We start from the raw sequence: 17,954 nt of genomic DNA, 5'->3' as shown, positions 1-17,954 counted from the left end.
ATAGCGCGCCCCACGTGCGCGCACCTTTTCCTGCGCTTCGAAAGTCGCGTCTCAGCCGCGACGGCTGCCTCATTTCCGGAACACAGCTGCGCCAAGCCGCGCCGGTCGCCAGACCGTCGTTGCCGCGCGCGAAGCCAAGGTACGAGCAATGATTCCAACAATTTTCGGGAAGACGTTCCTGCAGCGAGCCACGCTGGCCCTGATCGCCGCTTCGTTGAGCGGCTGTTTCGACGATGGCTCTGGCAGTAGCGGCCCGGTAGGAGACGCGGTCGAGCAACCCTCGGGCGACGATGGCTCGGGCGGCGACCCCGTGGGCGGCGAGCCCTTGCCCACTCCGGCGAATCAGCCACCCGAAGTGAGCGGCACTCCGCCCGCGAGCGCGACCGCCGGTCAGGCGTATTCCTTTCAGCCCACGGCCACCGACGCCGACGGCGACTTCCTCGAATACACCATCACCAATCAGCCGCAGTGGGCGACCTTCAACGACGAGACCGGCCTGTTGACCGGCACGCCTCAGGACGCGCACGTCGGCGATTCGGGCGACATCACCATCACTGTCACCGACGGCAGAGACACGCGCTCCATCGGTCCCTTCAAGATTCAGGTGCGCGGCCGCACCGATACGCCGCTGCCTGGAAACAATGCGCCCGCGATTGCCGGCACGCCGCCGGGTTCGGTGATGGTCGATCAACCGTACAGCTTTCAGCCGGTGGCGGACGACGTCGACGGCGATCCGTTGCGCTTCTCGATTTCCAATCGTCCGTCGTGGGCCGCGTTCAGCACCTCCACCGGTCGCCTGAGCGGCACGCCGGGAACCGCGAACATCGCGACGTATTCGAACATCGTCATCAGCGTCAGCGACGGCGTGCTCACCCGCAGCCTGCCGGCGTTCTCGATCCAGGTGCGCGGTCCGGACAATCGCGCTCCGACGATCGGCGGCTCGCCCTCCACGTCGGTGCAGGCGGCCCAGACTTATACGTTCGTGCCCAGCGCTAGCGATCCGGATGGCGACACGCTGGTCTGGCGCGTCACCAATCGTCCGCGCTGGGCGAACTTCAGCACCGCGAGCGGCCGCTTGAGCGGCACGCCGGCGGCCACCGATGTGGGCACGTATTCGAACGTGATCATTGCCGTCAGCGACGGTCGCGTGACGACTTCGTTGCCGGCCTTTGCTATCGCAGTCACCGCGCCAGCGAATCGCGCGCCGACCATTTCCGGCACGGCGCCCACGACGGCGACGGTCGGCATGGGATATTCGTTCACGCCCGCCGCGAGCGATCCTGACAACGACTCGCTCGGCTTCACCATCGCGAATCGTCCGGCCTGGGCTGCGTTCGATACCGCGACCGGTCGTCTGAGCGGCACGCCGACCACGGCGGGTACGTTCTCGAACATCGCGATCACCGTCAGCGACGGTCGTGTTTCGGCTTCGCTGCCGGCGTTCTCGATCAGCGTCGCTGCGCCGAGCAACACCGCGCCTACCATCGGCGGCTCGCCCGCGACGAACGTGACGGCAGGGACGGCTTATAACTTCCAGCCGACCGCCGCCGATCCGAATGGCGACACGCTCAGCTTCAGCATCCAGAACATGCCGTCGTGGGCCACCTTCAGCACCACGACCGGCCGGCTGTCGGGCACGCCGTCCGCTGCGAACGCGGGCACGTACTCCAACATCATCATCTCGGTGAGCGATGGCTCGGCCACGCGCTCGCTGCCGTCGTTCGCGATCACGGTCACGCAGTCGTCGTCGAACAACGCCACGCTGTCGTGGACGCCGCCGACCCAGGACATCAATGGCGCGGCGCTGACCAACCTGGCGGGCTATCGCGTCGTCTACGGCCGGACCAGCACCACTCTCGACCAGACCATTCAGATCGCGAACCCAGGTCTGTCCACGTACACGGTGACGGGTTTGACCTCCGGCACGTGGTACTTCGCGGTCAAGGCGTACACCACGTCCGGCGGCGAGAGCCAAATCTCGAACATGGGCATGAAGACCATTCCGTAAACCGATCGACCCAACGCAAATCCTTTGCAAAGGCCCGCCTCTGGCGGGCCTTTTTTATTGCGCCTTGCACGGCCGTGCTCCGTGTATCGCCTCGGCAGCGCGCCAGTGTATTCTCGATCGTTATCCACGCGCCGAGCGCGAGTAACGGAGCGGTCACATGATTCGTGCCTTGTTGTCTGATCGAAAGTGGCCGAGGCCCTTTCGATACGCCCGACAAAAGGCGCGACTTTTGTTGGACTACGGCGTCTGCCTGTCCCTTGCATTCGCCGTGCTGCCTCTCGTCTCAGCAACTGCTGCGACTCCTGCGGCCGTGCGTGTAGATTTTTCCGAGCACACGTTGAAGAACGGCTTGCGCGTACAGCTGGTGGAGGATCGCACCACGCCCGTGATCGCGGTCAACGTTGCTTATGATGTCGGATCTCGTAACGAACGCCCGGGCCTCACGGGCTTCGCGCACCTGTTCGAGCACATGATGTTCAAAGGCTCGCAGAACGTCGGCGACGGCGAGCACTTCTATCAGGTGTTCACCAACGGTGGCTCCATGAACGGCACCACCAGCTCCGACATCACCCTGTACTTCGAAGCTTTGCCTGCCAATCAGCTGGAGCTCGCGCTGTTCCTCGAAGCCGATCGCATGCGCTCGCTCGAGATCACGCAGGCCAAGCTCGACAACCAGCGGCAGGCCGTGCAGGAAGAGCGCCGCATGCGTGTCGACAATCAGCCGTACGGCCGCTCGTACGAGCGTTTCGACGAAGTGTTCTACGACAAGTTCGCGTACAAGCACTCGACCATCGGCTCGATGGAAGACCTGAACGCCGCGAGCGTGAAAGACGTGGCCGAGTTCTTTCGCATCTACTACGCGCCCAACAACGCCGTGCTCACGGTGGTCGGCGACTTCAAGCGCGACGACACGCTGGCGCTGATCAAGAAATATTTCGAGGACATTCCGCGGCAACCCGCGCCGCCCGCCGTCGATCTGATCGATCCACCGCAAACGGCGGAGCGACGAGAAACGCTCACCGATCCGCTCGCGCGCGCTCCGCAAATCCTCATTGGTTACAAGGCCGACGTCGGCAACGGGCCGGACCAGGCGGCGCTGCAAGTGTTGTCCTCGGTGCTCCAGGGCGGCGACAGCTCGCGGCTGTATCAAAGCATCAGCAAGGAAAAGGAGCTGGTGACCGGCATCGGCGGTTACGTCGAGGAGCGCATTGGCACCGGCGGTTTCTATGTCACCGCCACCGTGCGGCCCGACCGCAAGCCGGAAGCGGTCGAGGCGGCGATCTACGAAGAGATCGCCAAGGTGGCCGAGCAACCCATCGCCGATTGGGAATTGCAGAAGGCGCGCAACGCGACTCGCATGGGTTATCTGCAAAGCATTCGGGGCGCCCAGAATCGCGCCACCATTCTCGGCACCTACACCGTGCTGTTCCGTGATCCGCATCTGGTCAACACGCGCCTGGCGAAGATCGACGCGGTGACCCGCGCTGACGTGCAGCGCGTCGCCAAGAAATATCTGCAGCCCGCCGGCCGCACCGTGCTGACGACGCTGCCTGCGCCGGCGCCAACTCCCGCGCCGGGTCCGTGAGCGAGCCGATCATGACCATGTCCACATCGAAGCAAACCGTGCTCGCGCTGTTGTCGGCGCTGATGTTCGTGCAAGCCACCGCGCAGACTCCGCAAGAAGCGCCCGCTGGCGCGTCCACCAAAGGCGTCGAGCTCAAGGGCAAAGCACCGGTCAATCCGCAGACGTTGCGAGTGCAATTGCCGAAGCCGCAAGAGGCGGTGTTGTCGAACGGCATGCGCGTCTCGCTGCTGGAAGATCACAAGCTGCCGACGTTCTCGATGCAGCTGTGGTTCAACGGCGGCGGCCTGGCGGATCCGCCGGAGAAGCGCGGTGTCTCGATGGTTACATCGAGCCTGCTCAGAGAGGGCACGAAGAATCGGTCGAGTCGCGAGATCGCCGAGCAACTCGCGACACTCGGCGCGAGCCTGTCGTCGAGCTCCAGCCCTGCTTCGGGCGAGAGCGTCGTGTCGGTGAGCGGCTTGAGCGATTTCGTGGAACCGACCCTGGCGTTGGCCGCGGATGTGATTCGCAACCCCACCTTTCCCGAGTCCGAGCTGGAAAAATTCCGCGCCCGTTTCCTGGCGCAGCTGCAGATCCGTCGAGCGAATCCCGGCTTCCAGGCGCAAGAGCAGTTCATGCGCGCCATCTATGGCGAGCATCCGGGCGCGCTGGTGGTGCCGAGCGAGGCTGTTATCAAACAGCTGACCAGCGCCGATCTGGCCGCCTTCCATGCAGCGCGGTATCGCCCGAACAACGCATTCCTGATCGCCCATGGCGACATCACTCTGAAAGATCTGGTGGCCAGACTGGAGCGTCACTTCGGCGCCTGGGCCAAGGCCGATCTCGACAATGTCTCGCTGCCGCCTCCCCAAGGGCCAGCGAAATCGCGTGTCTTGCTGGTCGACCGGCCCGGCTCGGTGCAAACCTCGCTGTGGGTGGGATCGTTGGGCATCGAGCGAGATCACGACGACTACTTCGCCATGCTGGTCATGAATCACATCCTGGGCGGCGGGCCCGCCTCGCGCCTGTTCATGAATTTGCGGGAGGACAAAGGCTATACCTACGGGGTCTATAGCTCATTTACCGGGACGACCTTCCCAGGAGTGGTGGTTGCCAGCACCGATGTGCGTACCGCGGTCACGGAGGGCGCAATGCACGAGTTGAGCCTGGAACTGCAGCGCATCGCCAATGAACCGGTGTCAGCCCAGGAATTGACGAATGCGCGCCGTGCGCTGATCGGCCGGTTCGCGCTGTCGCTGGATTCGCCCGCATCGCTGATGGGCAATCTCGCCACTCAGAAGATCTATCGTCTACCGGCCGATTACTGGGACACCTATCCAAAACGAGTCGAAGCGGTCACGCCCGCGGACATCCAGCGCGTGGCGAAGAAATATTACGACCGCGAACGCCTGCAGATCGTCGCGGTGGGCGACGCGAAGGAAGTCGGCAAGGTGCTGGAGAAGTACGGCACGGTCGAGCCCGCGAGCGCCATGTAACACGTCGTAACTAACGTCGCCCGATGACTGCGGCGGCGTTGCATCGAGAGAGCGAGAACAACACCGCATGAATACACCTGCTCAGCCGCCGACTTCGCCGTTCGCCCGCTTCCTGTCGCGACTCGCGCCGATCCAGCCGTCGGAGACGGCGGCGGTGGTGGCGGCGTTCTTCCTGTTCTTTTTCATGTGGAGCGGCTATTTCTCGGTGCGCCCGGTGCGCGAGACCATCGGGACCATCATCGGACGCGACAAGCTTGCCGATATCTGGATCGTCACCTCCATCGTCTCGGTGCTGATCATTCCGCTTTACGGCGCAGTGGTGGCGCGCTTCCGTCGCAGCGTTTTCCTGCCCTGGATGTATGCCATCGTCGCGGTCGTCCTGGTGTTCACCGGGCTGTCGCTGCGCGGTGAAATCATCAACCTGGCGGCGGGCAAGTTCTTTTACGTGTTCATCAGCGTGGTGAATCTGTTCCTGCTGTCGGTGTTCTGGAGCTTCCTGCTGGAACTGTTCGATCGCGGGCAGACCAAGCGGCTGTTCGGCGTCATCGCGGCGGGCGGCAGCGCGGGCGCGTTGTTCGGGCCGTTCATCTCGGATCTCGCCGTGCCCGTCATCGGCAACAGTGGCGTGCTGTTTTTCGGCGCGGGGTTGTTCGTCGTATCGATTTTCTGCCAGCGCATTCTGCTGGGCGTCTGGTCGGAGCGCACCGATGCCACCACCAAAGCCGAGGACCGGCCCATCGGCGGCAATCCGTTCGCCGGCGTGCCGCTGATTCTGAAGTCGCCCTATGTGCTGGGCATCGCGCTGTTCGTGGTGTTCATTTCCTGCGTGAACACGTTGCTGTATTTCGAGCAGTTGCGGCTGGTCGAGGAGCACTTCCCCGACCTGGAGAATCGCACACAGATTTTTGCGCGCTTCGATTGGGTGGTGCAGAGCCTGACGGTGCTGTCACAGATATTCCTCACCGGGCGCATCGCGGACAAGTTCGGCGTCAAGGCGCTCATCACCTTCGTGCCGGTCGTCATGATCTTTGCCTTCGGCGCGCTCGCGATGTCGGGCGCGTTCGCGGTGCTCACGGTGGTCGTGATCCTGCGCCGGGCGATGGAATATGCCTTCGTGCGTCCCGGCCGGGAGATGCTGTGGAGTCCGCTCGACAAAGAGACCAAATACAAAGCCAAGAACACGGTCGACGTTCCCGTGTATCGCGGCGCTGACGCGCTGTCCGCGCAATTGAACAATTTCGTAGCGGGCGCGGGTTTTGGTGTTGCCGCCGTCGCCTGGCTCGGGGCGGCGGTCGCAGCCGTGTGGGGTGTTCTGGGCTGGTGGCTGGGTCGTCGCTTCGAGGATAAGGAGAAGCTGCAAGGCGACCGCGTCGCCGCCGGGGCCCCGGCAAGATCACCCGGAGCGCACTAAGCGACCGGAAGACCCACCCCCCTAGTTATTCAGCACGAATTTGACTTGCAACAAGGCGCGCTGGGCGACTGGCGCGCCGTTTTTGCGAATGGGTTCGAAGCGCCATTTGCTCACCGAGTCCAGGGCGGCCTTGTCGAACACTTCTGCCGGCTCGGAGTCGCGAACCTGCAGGTCTCGAGTGGCGCCGTCGGGCCCGATGGTGAACTCAACTTGTACCCAGCCTTCAGTGCCAGCGCGAGCAGCGCCTCGCGGGTAAACCGGAGGCACTTCACGAACTCGCTTCAAGCTGGCGGCGGGCGCGATGTTCTTATAAAAATCGCGTTCGTCCTGCGCCGCTGACAATTGCTCTTGAAGCGTGCGCACCGCTTGCATGCCAGGTACGAGCGTGTTGGCGCGAGCGATCAAAGTCGCCGCTTCGTCCACATTGTTGCCAGCCAGCGCTGTCCGCGATCGATCGAGCAACAGGAACGCGAGCCGTTGCTGCTCGCCGCGAACTTCCTCCGCGTCGGGATAGCGCTCGCGCAGCGACATCAGGGCGTCGAAAGCATTATTGCCTGCAGGGGCGATCAGCGCGCCACGTTCGCGAAGACTCGCGACAGAGGCGATTTGCTCCGCGAGCGAGGGGCGTTGCTCGACAGGCGCTTCGGCCACTTGCTCGGTCGCGTCCGCATTGGACGCGGCTTCCTGATCCGCAAGCTCGCGTGCAATCGCCTCGGCCAGTTCGCGTTCGGCAGCCTCGTTCGCGAGCAACTCGGCTTCGGACCGGTTCGCGCGCGGCGAAGTCGATTCCGGATTTGGGGATGAAATATTCGATGTTGGCCCAGAGATAGCATTCGTCGCACGAGCCGCTGGCCGTGCATTGTTCGCGACCGCCGTTGGCTTCGGCATCGTTCGCGACAACACGAGCAGCTGTGCGCGCAACGCATCCAGCCGCGGATGATCCGGAGCCGCGCGTTGCAACGCTGTCCACGCCGTCACGACGCGAGGCGCGTTGCGTTCGCCCAAAGCTTTGACGACACGCTGCTCCAGCGCATCGATGACCTTCTGCACGCCGGCCTTCGCGTCGGCATTGTCAGCCTGCATCGCCAGCACGGCTCGGTAATATTCCAGCGCGTTGTCACCACGAGGATCGAGCAGCCGCCCGCTGAGATACGCGATCTGCGCGCTGCCCAGCTTCGACTTGATGACATCCTCGACCGGCGCGTCTGCGACCTGGGTCGTTTGTAACGTGGCGGGCAAGCCTTGATCGCGCGACTGCCAGATGACCAAGGCAACGATCGCCGCGAGAACGCCGCCGCCCGCGGCGAGAGCCACTTTGCCGATAGAGGGACGCTTGCGAGCGATTGTCCGAACCGTCTGCAAGGCGGCCGATTGAACGTCACCCAGCTCGTTATAACGGCGCGTGGCCGCGTTGAGGAACTGAAACGCGCGCCCCGGCGAGATGGGCTTGTGCAGGAAACGATAGACACGGCCGGAGCTGAGCAGCGACGCGATCGCCCCTTCCTCTTCGCGCCGGCCGGTGGCCATGAAAATCAATTCGGGAAACTGGACCTGCAGACGATCGATCAAGGCAGCGACGTCGCCGCCCAAGGTGCCGATATCGGCGATCAGAACGTCACAACGGCCGCCGATCAGATAGTCGACGGCCGCGTCAGCGGAAGGGGCATCCCAGAGGGCGTGCTCGGACCCCGCGCCGGAGCGCAGGGCCGCGAGCAGATTCGCATCGCTCGTCAGTACGACGACATCAATGACCTGACCCGGTCGCGCCGCCGTGGTGCGAACCGTGCAAAGAAAGTCTTCGGGTCGTGTACTGGGCACGTCATTCTCGGCGCATCACTCCAGGCAAACGACCAGTTGCGCCGAATGACTGCGCCAGTTGATCGGAATGACGAAGGAGCGGATGTTGTCGGGAGTGACGATCTTCTCGGGCTCGCCGGCCACCACGGTCGGCACCGAGATCATGAAGTCCTTGCCGAAATCCCGGCGCGCATTGCCCGAGATGGTGTTGGCGACTTCGCCCACCAGGTCGCACATGTTTTCCTGGGTGAGCTCGGTTTCGCCCATGCGCATCAGCATGACCGTGAGCATCGGCCGCGAAGCGGTGAAGTAAACGATGCCGCGACGCTTGCCGGCGATGGAGATCATGCCGGTGAATTCCTGGATGGTCGGCTTGCCTTCCTGCACGATGTACGGCGAGCCCACCGACGCGGGCTGATTGGCCGCGGTCGCGAAGTAATGCGTCGTGCCTTCGACGAATGTTTCCAACTCGACTTTAGTCATCATTGCCGGCGCCCCTCAGCAGCTCTTCGAGCGCTTCTGTCAGCTGGCGGTCTGTGAACGGCTTGCACAGAAAGCCATTGGCGCCCTTCTTCAAAGCTTCGATGGCGGTGGCCTTGTCGGAGAGCGCCGAAATCACCAGGATGAGAACGTCCGGCTTGATCTTCACCAGGTTCTCGACGCATTCGATGCCATCCATCTCGGGCATCGTGATGTCCATGGTGACGACGTCCGCCGGCTCCTTGCGGAAGGCCTCAACGGCCTGTTTCCCATTCGCCGCGGTGGCGATGACCTGCAGACGTTCGATCTGCAGTTCCCGCTCGATCTTGCGGCGAATTATGTTTGAATCGTCACAAATCATGAGCTTGAGCTTACCGTTCGTCAACGGTTGAGCTTTAGCATTGGCGCTCGCCATTACAGTCCCTCTTAGTCTTCGAGTTCCAGTCGTTTTCGATCCGTCAGGGCAGGGTCATCAGGCAGCCACGGCCCGGGTCGTAGCGGGCAGCCAGATCTTGAACTTGGAGAATTTGCCGCCGGCCGAAGCGAGGCCCACGCGGCCGCCCAGTTCGGCCACGAGGATGCGCACCAGGTCCATGCCGGCGCCGCGGCCAGCATCGGTCGTGACGCGGTCCGCGGTGGAGAAACCGGGGCGGAAGATCAGCGCCATGGTCTGGCGCGGGTCGAGCAGCGCGGCCTGGGCCGGCGTGATCAAGCCTCGTTCCACCGCGACTTCCTTGATGCGATCCAACTGCAAGCCACGGCCGTCGTCCTGGACGATCAGCTCGAAGCCGTCGGTCCCCTTGGGGGTGAATTCCACCGCCAACGAACCGGCTTCGGCCTTGTTGGCCTTGGCGCGCTCGCTCGGCTCCTCGATGCCGTGGACCACGGCGTTGCGGACCAATTGAATGGTGATGTCCTTGACGGCGCGACGATAAGACTCGGGCACCGCGTCCAGACCCGTGCAACGCAGGCTGACCTGCTTGGACTGAGTGCTGGCGACGCGAGCGGCGAGATCTTCCAGCGTGCGTTCCAGGCCGCCGACCGCGCCGGTGGCCTCGGCCACGTCGGGCGGCGGGGTGAGCGCCTTGGTGACCTGCGTCTGATCCTGACCGGCGAGCCACTGATCGACCTTTTCCGCGGCCACTTCGCTGCCGGCGCTGCGCTTGCTGGCGATCGCGTGATGCAGATCGACCAGTCGGCTCAGCATCTCGCGGACCTGCGCCAGGTGGTTGAACAGATCGTCCAGCTTGACCACCAGCGGCAGGAAGTCGCTGCCCGACAGCGACGGGCGGCCCTTGAGGTCGTTGAGGGATTCTTCGAACGCGTGCGCACGCTGCTCGACGGTCTTCAGGCCCAGCGCGGCCGCTTCGCCCTTGACCGCGTGCACCTGGCGGTAGATGCCGTCGATCTTGGCGCGGAACGCCGATTCTTCGCGCGCCGGCTCCTTCAGGATCGAGTTCACCATCTTCAGCGACACGTCGGCGTCGGTGAGGAAGCTGGTCAGGCTGTCCGGCTCCACGTGCAGGATGCGCAACAGCAGGTCGAGCTGGGCCTGCGCCTTTTCCTGCGAGTCCTGCAGTTCACGCGACAGCATCACGCGCTTGGTCACGTCGTTCACCGTCACCAGCAGATGCGACAGCGAGCCTTCGGATTTCACGCGGTTGAAGTCGAATTCCAGGAAGTGGGTGTCGAAACCGCCGGCCGGATTGTCGAAGTGCACTTCGACTTCGTTCAGCGGGTTGATGGTTTTCACCAGCTTCTCGTTGACCCGCTCGCCCCACAGCAGCGCGACGTAGTCCATCGCGGTCTTCAGGGTCTTCTCCGGCACGATGTCCTTGAGCAGCTTGTCGAAGGTCAGGTCGCTGAAGTCCTCGCGGCGGAAGATGCCGTTGAGCGCCATCGAGCGCTCGCTGCCGAGCTTCAGGTCCTTGTCCAGCAGGAACAGGCCTTCGTTCACGGTGCGCAGAATGTCCTGCGTTTCCTTGCGCTGCCGGTTGGAAGCGGCTTCTTCCTTACGCAAGTTGCGCGTGAAGAACAGGAAGATCGCGCCGAGCAGCAGCAGGGCCGCGATCATGCCGCCGACCTGGATGTAACGCAGCGTGCCGGTCTGCTTGCGGCTGTCCGCTTCCACCATATTCGACAGGCTGGTCATCACCTTGGCGAGCTGGCCGTGCGAGGTGTTGCCATACTGAGTGAGATCGTTGAGCGCGCCTTGCAGGCGACGGCCGCGCGGGCTCAGCTGAACGGTAGGTGTCGCCGCGGCGGCGGGCGCGGCCGCCGGAGCGGCGCCCTTGGCATTCGTCGCCGCGGGGGCCGGGGCGGGCGCGGGCTGGGTCGCCACATAAGGAGAGCCCGAGAAGCGGAGGATCGGATCGAGCTTCGCCTTGTAGCCGTCCCACAGCCGGGTGGCGGCCTTCAGCTGCTCGACCGCCTCGGGCTTGGTCATGGCCGGCAACACCAGGATCTCGTTTTCGGCGTCCGTGATCATGCCGCCGTTGGCGAGGCTGTTCAGGGAGTTGTCGAACGCCGCGGCGGCCTTGCGAACGCTTTCCACCGCCTCGTCGATCTTCTCGCCGTTCTGCAGGCGCTGGGCCAGCTCCACGGTAGCGTCGTACAACGCGCGAGGCTGCTGCGCCCGGTTCTCGAGGAAGCGCACGCCCGCGACGTTGTCCGAGAACACACCCGCTTTACCGTGGTTCACCGCCAGGAGAATGGCGATGAACACCAGAAACAGGGTGATCGCGATGACGATTCCCTTGTATCGACCCAGATCGAAAATTCCCATGTACCTTCCCCTTGGCCGCACGCCCACGGGCCGCGACTGATCTGCCTCAAGCTGGAATGTGCGGAAAGCCAGCCCCTTCAGCCCGTTGCGGTCGTGCTCCGCTTAGGGCGTCGTCTTCCCAGACTGCCGTCTTTCCGCTCCCTGATGAACGAGTTGCTAATCTGACAATAAGCACTTTGACTGTCGCTCGACTCAGTTCCCGTTTTTTAATCCCGAAAACTTGCGCCAGTTCAAAGTTTCGCGCAGTGGCCTGCGCATATCGCCGCCGTCTTACTTCCGGAAAGTCTGATCTTGCGCCGCCAACGCCGCTGTGAACCCTGCCGCAGCCTGCCCGGCGTGAGCGTGGCGCAACTTTATTACGGTTGCCGGCGGACTCTGCCGGCGATGTGACATCGGTGCAACAGCGCGCCCTCGATACCTGGCCGAAGGCGCTGCAGCAGACACTTTTGCCTGCATGGCCCGGGGCAAGTCAATGCCGCCCATTTGCAACAGTGGTGCGACAACGGGGTATTTTCGACGCCGATGCCGGCACATACGCACCGCAAGAGGCAACTTGGGATGCTCGACAAGCCCGCGGACCCCGCTCATGATGCGCTCCTTGCGAATGGATTGGGAAACGGGGTAGGTCAGGAACCCTAGGCTCATGAGCAAAATAGAATTCAAATCGCATGTGCCCGTCGCCCAGAAACCGGCGCTGGAGGCGCTGTTGTTTTTCAATTCGTGTCAGGAACGGGTCAGCGCCTGTATCGCCGACGCCATCGAGAAATTCGGCTCGCCCGAGATCGTCGCCGACCGCGACCGCCTGCGTATTCATATGAAGGGCCTCCCCGAGGTGCAGTCGCTATTCGCGATCGACACTGTCACCGGCCGGCCCGTCGGCGTAGCCGTGTACGCACGTCAGGATATCGAGCACGTGATCGTGGTACATGTCGGCATTTCCGCGGAGTTCGCGAGCGGCGGTCGCCGCGCCAACGAACAGTTGCTGTTGAAGCTGTTGCGTGAGGTCCGCCGCTCCACGCGTCGGGTCAAAGGCGTGCGCACGATGGATCTGTACTACGCCACCGGCCGCACCTCCGCCCCTCGCTGGCGTGCGCCCGCGAAAGTGCTGATGTAACGTTCCCGATATAGCCGCTACCCGCTTTTTCCCTTCCGCGCGCCGAGTCGTCGACGCAGGTCCATCGAATTGTTCCGAGATACCGTCGTTCGCAGAGGCGCCAAGCTCGCCATCCTCGGCCTGATCGGCGTCTGGCTGTCGCTGCTGGCCGGCCTGTTGGGCCGCGTCGCCTGGCCGCTGGACTTGTTCGCGCACTTTCGCGTGCAGTACGCGGCGCTGTTTGTTCTGCTCGCCGTGGTGTTGCTGCTGTTTCGCAAGTATTTGCATGCCGGCGCTGCAGTCGTCGGTGTTGTCATCAGCGCAGTGCCATTGTTTCCGTACGTAATGGGCGAGCCTGTATCCACGGCGATCGCCATGCCGCGCGAGGAAACATTCCGCGTCGTGTCCTTCAACGTATGGTTTCGCAACCCCGACATGGCGCGCACGGCGGAGTACATCGAGAAGTCGCAAGCCGACGCCGTGGTGTTGCTCGAACTGACGCCGCCGCAGGCAGAGATGCTGCGGCCCTTGCTACCGAGTTATCCCCACTACCACATCGAGCCCAGCCGCATGGGCGCGGCCGTGTTCACCAAATGGCCCGTGCTCGATGCCGAGTCGATGCCTCTGGCGCAGGGTGGCGCGGTGGCCGCACGCGTGAAACTCGATTGGCGCGGCACGCCGGTGACGGTGCTCGGTGTGCACCTCAACTGGCCGCTCGGGCCGCGCAATTCAGAGTTCCGCAATCAGGAGCTGGGCAGGCTGGTGCAAATCAGCAAGCAGCAGCCGGGGCCGTTGATCGTCGCCGGCGATTTCAATCTCACGCCGTGGTCGGAATATTTCAGCGACGCGCTCGAAGAATCAGGACTGCACGACGCGGCGCGCGGCTTCGGCCTGGCGCGCAGCTGGCCGGCGCAGTTCGCGCCTGTGGGCATCCGCATCGATCATTGTTTGTTGTCGCCGCAATGGCGCAGCGTCGCCACGCACGTCGGCCCCTGGCTAGGGTCGGATCATCTGCCGGTCGTCGCGGACCTGCTGCTCCAGCAATAGCTACTCGGGGCGCGGCACGCGCTGAATGATGTAGCCGCCGGATTTCTGGTCGGCCTCCAGCGTCAGCAGCTTGCGTGCCTGGGCTTCTTCCAGCAGATCGCTGAAGGTGCGGAAGCCGAAGTAACTTTCGTTGAAGCCGGGATTCCGGCGCTTGAGCGTCTGCTTGACCATGGAGCCCCAGATCTTCTCGTCCTGGTCGCGCTCCTCGGCCAGCGCGTCGATGGTGTCCACCACCAGATCGAACGCCTGCTGCTTGCGGTCTTCCTCCGAAGCTTCCGGCTTGGCTGCCTTCGGCGTATCCGCGGCAGCGGCTTTAGAAGCCGGCTGTTTACGCCGAGCGCGCTGGTGACGTTTCTTTTCTTCCTGCCGCACCAGGTCGTCGTAATAAATGAACTCGTCGCAATTGGCGATCAGCAGGTCGGACGTCGAGCTCTTCACACCCACGCCGATGACTGTCTTGTTGTTCTCGCGCAGTTTGCTGACCAGTGGGGAGAAGTCCGAGTCGCCGCTGATGATGACGAACGTATCGACGTGCGCCTTGGTGTAACAAAGATCCAATGCGTCCACCACCAGGCGGATGTCGGCGGAGTTCTTGCCCGAGATCTTCACGTGCGGGATCTCGATCAGCTCGAACGACGCCTCGTGCATCGGCTTCTTGAAGTCTTTGTAGCGATCCCAGTCGCAGTACGCTTTCTTCACCACGATGCTGCCTTTGAGCAACAGCCGCTCGAGCACGCGGTCGATGTCGAACTTGGCGTACTGCGCGTCACGCACACCGAGCGCGATGTTCTCGAAATCGCAGAACAGCGCCATGCTGGTGATGTTGTGAGCCATCTATAACCAACCCTTGCGTTTGAACAGCGCGTAAGTGATGCCCATCGAGCCGATCATCAGCCCGATGGAAAAGAAGAAATTGCTGTATTGGCCGGGCAGTTCCGGCAGCAGGTGGAAGTTCATGCCGTAAATGCTGGCGATCAGCGTGGGCGGCAGGAACAGCACGGCGGCCACCGAGAAAATCTTGATGATGTTGTTCTGCTCGACGTTGATCAGGCCGAGCGTGGCTTCCAGCAGGAACGACACCTTGGAGCCCAGGAACGAGGCATGGTCGGACAACGACAGCACGTCGCGGCTGATCGAGTGGAACCGATCGCGCTGGTCGGCCGAGATGCCGGGCACCGACTGCTGCACGAACATCAGCACGCGGCCCAAGCTCACCAGGCTCTCGCGACCTTTGGAGTTGAGCTCGCCGTTGAAGCCGATGCGCTCGATCATGGCGCGCAGGTCCTGGCTGGTGGGCGTGTTGTTGCCGTGGCGGGCGAAGATGCTGCTGGAAACGTTGTCGAGATCGGCGCCGACCCGTTCGAGCACGTCGGCGATGCGCTCGACGAAGGCTTCCATCAGGCCCGCGAGGATGGCGACCGGGCTCTGGCACGACGCCGGATGTTTGGCCGCGTACGAGATGAACAGCTGGAACGGCTTGGTGTCGAGATAACGATTGGTTACCAGGCGATTGCCGGCGAGGATGAAGGTCACTGCGGTGCTGACGGGCCGATCGGTGTCGAGCCCCGCGGCGATGGTCGTCGTCATGTACAAAGCGCCGTTGTCTTCGTACAGCCGGTTCGACGTCTCGATCTCCTTCATTTCCTCGCGCGTCGGCACTTCGATGCCGAACGAGGCTTCGACCAGCTTCTCCTCTTCGACGCTCGGCTCGAGCAGATCGATCCACACCGCCTGCGACGGAATCGGCGGACCGTCGTCGCCCGAGCCGATCCCGACCTTGGTCAGGCCCTGCTCTTTCGGGACGAAGATGTTGAGCATGGAGCAGTCAGCCGCGGGGCGCGCCGCGCGGCTTTAGCCGCCGTGCTCGTGAGCCGCGAGTTCGTCGATCAGAGTAAACAGCTGACTTTCGCCGCCGGCGGTGCTCACGTCGGTGCTGTACTTGCCGTTGACTATCACCGTGGGCACGGACTGGATGCGGTAGCGCTTGTTGAGGAAGTCCGCGCGCTGCAGCTTCGATTCCACCGCGAACGACGAGAACGCCTTGGTGAACTCGTCCTTGCTGACGCCGTGCTGCTGGAAGAACGCGGCGATCTTGTCGACGTTGTTCAGCGGATTGCCGCTGACGTGCATCTCACGGAAGATCAGCGAGTGCAGCTGTTCGAGCTTGCCGAGCAACTCGGCGGTGTAGAACACGCGTGCATGCATGCGCGTGGCTTCGTTCCACATCGCCGGGACGCGGGTGAACTCCACGTAGGCGGGCTTGGTCTTGGAGCGCCACGACTCGATCGCCGGATCAAGCGAGAAGCAATGGCCGCAGCCATACCAGAACACTTCGGCCACTTCGACCTTGCCGGGTGCGACGTTGGTCGGCTGAGCCGGCACGATCTTCTGGTAGTTGGCGCCTTCCTTGAACTGCGAAGAGGTCGGCGGGCCGCCGGCGGAGCCGCCCAACTTCAGCGACGGCTGAGTCGTCGATGCGGTCTGCTGTTCGGTTTGCGCGGGTTCGTCGTCCACTTCGCTGACGGTTTCCGCGGGCGCCTGGCTCGCGGCCTGATCCGCGGCCGCTTGCTCGGCGGGAGCGGCGGCGCCGCCCTCCGCAGCAGAGGGCGCGGCGGGTTGTTCAGCGGCTGGCGCGGCAACGGGCGGTGTGGTCGGAGCCGGTTCCTGCTTGCCGCAGGCAGCGAGCAGGACCAAGGTCGATAGCAGAGCAGCGAGTTTGTTCATGCGTCGTTCCGAGCAAATTGTTCCGCGGGAGGCGCGCGCCATCGACCTAGAGTGCGATCAGCGCAGGCCCTGGATATACGAGGCCACCGCGTCGATCTGTTCATCGCTGAGCGAGGAGGCCACATTGCGCATCATTTGATTCGGATCGGTCTGGCGTGTTCCCGAGCGATACGCCTTCAGCTGCGCGGCCGTGTACGAGGCGTGCTGGCCCTTGATCTGCGCATAGCCCGCGGCCGGGTTGCCGGCGCCGTTCGGGCCGTGGCACGAGGCGCAGGCCGCGATGCCCTTGGACATGTCGCCGGCGCGGAACAGCTTCTCGCCCAAGGCCACCTTCGAGGGCTCGGCTTCCAGCGTGCCGGTTGCCTTCTGAGTGGAGAAGAACGCGCCCAGGTCGGCGATGTCCTCGTCCGAGAGTGGCTTGGCCATCGGGGTCATCAGCACGTTCTGGCGCTGATCGTTCTTGAACGCGCTCAGCTGGCGCTTGATGTAGGTCTCGTGCTGGCCGGCGAGGTTCGGCCATTCCGGGTTCACACTGTTGCCATTGACACCGTGACAGGCGACGCAAGGCGCGGCCTTGGCCTGGCCCTTCTCCGCCGAGCCCGCGATGGGCTGTTCGGCCGCGAATGAAACGCCCGCCTGCAGGCCGCACAGAACGGTGAGCAGGACCATCGACTGAAACTTCATTATTCGCAACTCCGGTAGCGGCGGCTGGCCAAAAGGCGCGGAATTGTACACTAGCGATACCGCTTGCCTGCAGCCTCAGCCGCATTCCACGAACACCCATGCCGCAATTCCCTCCTGTCGAGTTCCTCACCAGTTCCTGGCAGCCGCGCCAGTTCCCCGCCGACCAGGGCGCGGAGGTGGCCTTCGCGGGCCGTTCCAATGCCGGCAAATCCAGCGCGCTGAACGCCATCACCGGCCGCAAGGACCTGGCGCGGACCAGCAAGACGCCGGGCCGCACGCAGCTGATCAACTTTTTCGCGCTGAACGAACAGCAGCGGCTCGCCGACCTGCCGGGGTATGGCTACGCCAAGGTGCCCGAGAAAATGCGCGACCACTGGCGCCAGCTGATGGGGCGCTATGTGGAAACGCGGGCCTCGCTTGCGGGGGTGGTCATCGTGATGGACTCGCGCCATCCGCTCACGGAGTTCGATTGGCAGATGCTTGAATGGACCGGCGCGCAGAACCTCCCGGTGCACCTGCTGCTAACCAAGGCCGACAAGCTCGGCCGCGGCGAGTCCATGGCCACCCTGAAAAAAGTCCGCAACGAGGTCGGCGAAGGTGTCACCGCCCAGCTCTTCTCCGCCGTGAGCAAAGCCGGCGTCGACGAAGCCCGCAAGGAAGTGCTGAAGATGCTGGCCGCGACACCAGCAGAAGCCGAGAAATGAACTGACGCCTCTGAAACGGGTACATGGATGTACCCCGCCGCCAAAGGCGGCGGCTGCAAGGGAAAAACCACGTTTTTTCCCGTCGCAGCGCGGCCGTCGTGGCAGGGACTGCCCGATCGGGCGCCCGAAAAAAAGAAAAAAAGAACCCCGGCGACTATAAG

Annotated in this window: 15 protein-coding genes; 7 read left to right on the top strand and 8 right to left on the bottom strand. The window is 63.5% G+C overall.

The window, feature by feature from the left end; genetic code table 11:
• The first annotated feature begins 148 nt into the window (after nt 1–148).
• From VGD45_RS18285 to VGD45_RS18270, 4 genes are all read left to right on the top strand, one after another.
• Nucleotides 149–2,008, top strand: coding sequence for a putative Ig domain-containing protein (locus VGD45_RS18285; RefSeq protein ID WP_331156778.1), 1,860 nt, complete (start codon nt 149–151; stop codon nt 2,006–2,008).
• Nucleotides 2,009–2,318: 310 nt separating this feature from the next.
• Complete coding sequence (locus VGD45_RS18280; protein WP_331156777.1) at nt 2,319–3,593, top strand: pitrilysin family protein; 1,275 nt, start codon at nt 2,319–2,321, stop codon at nt 3,591–3,593.
• An 11-nt stretch (nt 3,594–3,604) separates the two neighbouring features.
• On the top strand, nt 3,605–5,068 hold the full coding sequence (locus tag VGD45_RS18275; RefSeq protein ID WP_331156776.1) for a pitrilysin family protein: 1,464 nt from the start codon (nt 3,605–3,607) through the stop codon (nt 5,066–5,068).
• A 67-nt stretch (nt 5,069–5,135) separates the two neighbouring features.
• Nucleotides 5,136–6,479, top strand: a complete 1,344-nt coding sequence (locus VGD45_RS18270) for an NTP/NDP exchange transporter (RefSeq protein ID WP_331156775.1) — start codon at nt 5,136–5,138, stop codon at nt 6,477–6,479.
• Nucleotides 6,480–6,500: 21 nt separating this feature from the next.
• On the opposite strand, the gene VGD45_RS18265 is transcribed toward VGD45_RS18270, so the two are convergent.
• Genes VGD45_RS18265 through VGD45_RS18250 form a run of 4 tightly spaced genes read right to left on the bottom strand, consistent with a single transcriptional unit; the run spans nt 6,501 to nt 11,541 of the window.
• On the bottom strand, nt 6,501–8,297 hold the full coding sequence (locus VGD45_RS18265; protein WP_331156774.1) for a TonB family protein: 1,797 nt from the start codon (nt 8,295–8,297) through the stop codon (nt 6,501–6,503).
• A gap of 15 nt (nt 8,298–8,312) precedes the next feature.
• Nucleotides 8,313–8,762 (bottom strand): chemotaxis protein CheX, encoded by a 450-nt coding sequence (locus VGD45_RS18260; protein WP_116807827.1) that lies wholly within the window; start codon nt 8,760–8,762, stop codon nt 8,313–8,315.
• Nucleotides 8,752–9,171, bottom strand: coding sequence for a response regulator transcription factor (locus VGD45_RS18255; RefSeq protein WP_203165899.1), 420 nt, complete (start codon nt 9,169–9,171; stop codon nt 8,752–8,754). Before VGD45_RS18255 ends, VGD45_RS18260 begins: the two co-directional genes overlap by 11 nt.
• Nucleotides 9,172–9,228: 57 nt before the next feature.
• Nucleotides 9,229–11,541 carry an ATP-binding protein gene (locus VGD45_RS18250; RefSeq protein WP_331156773.1) on the bottom strand — a complete coding sequence of 771 codons (2,313 nt, stop codon included), beginning with the start codon at nt 11,539–11,541 and terminating at the stop codon, nt 9,229–9,231.
• 643 nt (nt 11,542–12,184) lie between these two features.
• Here VGD45_RS18250 and VGD45_RS18245 point away from each other — a divergent pair.
• Both VGD45_RS18245 and VGD45_RS18240 read left to right on the top strand, forming a co-directional pair.
• The gene (locus VGD45_RS18245) at nt 12,185–12,655 is read left to right on the top strand and encodes a hypothetical protein (protein ID WP_331156772.1); all 471 of its coding nucleotides are present in this window, start codon (nt 12,185–12,187) and stop codon (nt 12,653–12,655) included.
• A gap of 69 nt (nt 12,656–12,724) precedes the next feature.
• The gene (locus VGD45_RS18240) at nt 12,725–13,681 is read left to right on the top strand and encodes an endonuclease/exonuclease/phosphatase family protein (protein WP_331156771.1); all 957 of its coding nucleotides are present in this window, start codon (nt 12,725–12,727) and stop codon (nt 13,679–13,681) included.
• On the opposite strand, the gene VGD45_RS18235 is transcribed toward VGD45_RS18240, so the two are convergent.
• Genes VGD45_RS18235 through VGD45_RS18220 form a run of 4 tightly spaced genes read right to left on the bottom strand, consistent with a single transcriptional unit; the run spans nt 13,682 to nt 17,089 of the window.
• Complete coding sequence (locus VGD45_RS18235) at nt 13,682–14,515, bottom strand: NYN domain-containing protein (protein WP_331156770.1); 834 nt, start codon at nt 14,513–14,515, stop codon at nt 13,682–13,684.
• Nucleotides 14,516–15,499, bottom strand: coding sequence for a magnesium transporter CorA family protein (locus VGD45_RS18230; RefSeq protein WP_331156769.1), 984 nt, complete (start codon nt 15,497–15,499; stop codon nt 14,516–14,518). It abuts the gene before it with no gap.
• A 33-nt stretch (nt 15,500–15,532) separates the two neighbouring features.
• On the bottom strand, nt 15,533–16,405 hold the full coding sequence (locus VGD45_RS18225) for a thiol:disulfide interchange protein DsbA/DsbL (RefSeq protein ID WP_331156768.1): 873 nt from the start codon (nt 16,403–16,405) through the stop codon (nt 15,533–15,535).
• 57 nt (nt 16,406–16,462) lie between these two features.
• Entirely contained in the window at nt 16,463–17,089 is a 627-nt protein-coding gene (locus VGD45_RS18220; RefSeq protein ID WP_331156767.1) for a c-type cytochrome, read from the bottom strand.
• 98 nt (nt 17,090–17,187) lie between these two features.
• On the opposite strand from VGD45_RS18220, the gene yihA reads away from it, so the two are divergent.
• A complete protein-coding gene (gene yihA, locus VGD45_RS18215; protein WP_331156766.1) occupies nt 17,188–17,793 on the top strand; it encodes a ribosome biogenesis GTP-binding protein YihA/YsxC in 606 nt (201 codons plus the stop codon).
• Nucleotides 17,794–17,954 lie beyond the last annotated feature (161 nt).

It is taken from the genome of Steroidobacter sp., from assembly GCF_036402275.1.
In the GTDB taxonomy this organism is placed as follows: domain Bacteria; phylum Pseudomonadota; class Gammaproteobacteria; order Steroidobacterales; family Steroidobacteraceae; genus Steroidobacter.
This window is presented reverse-complemented; position numbering and strand designations above follow the sequence as displayed.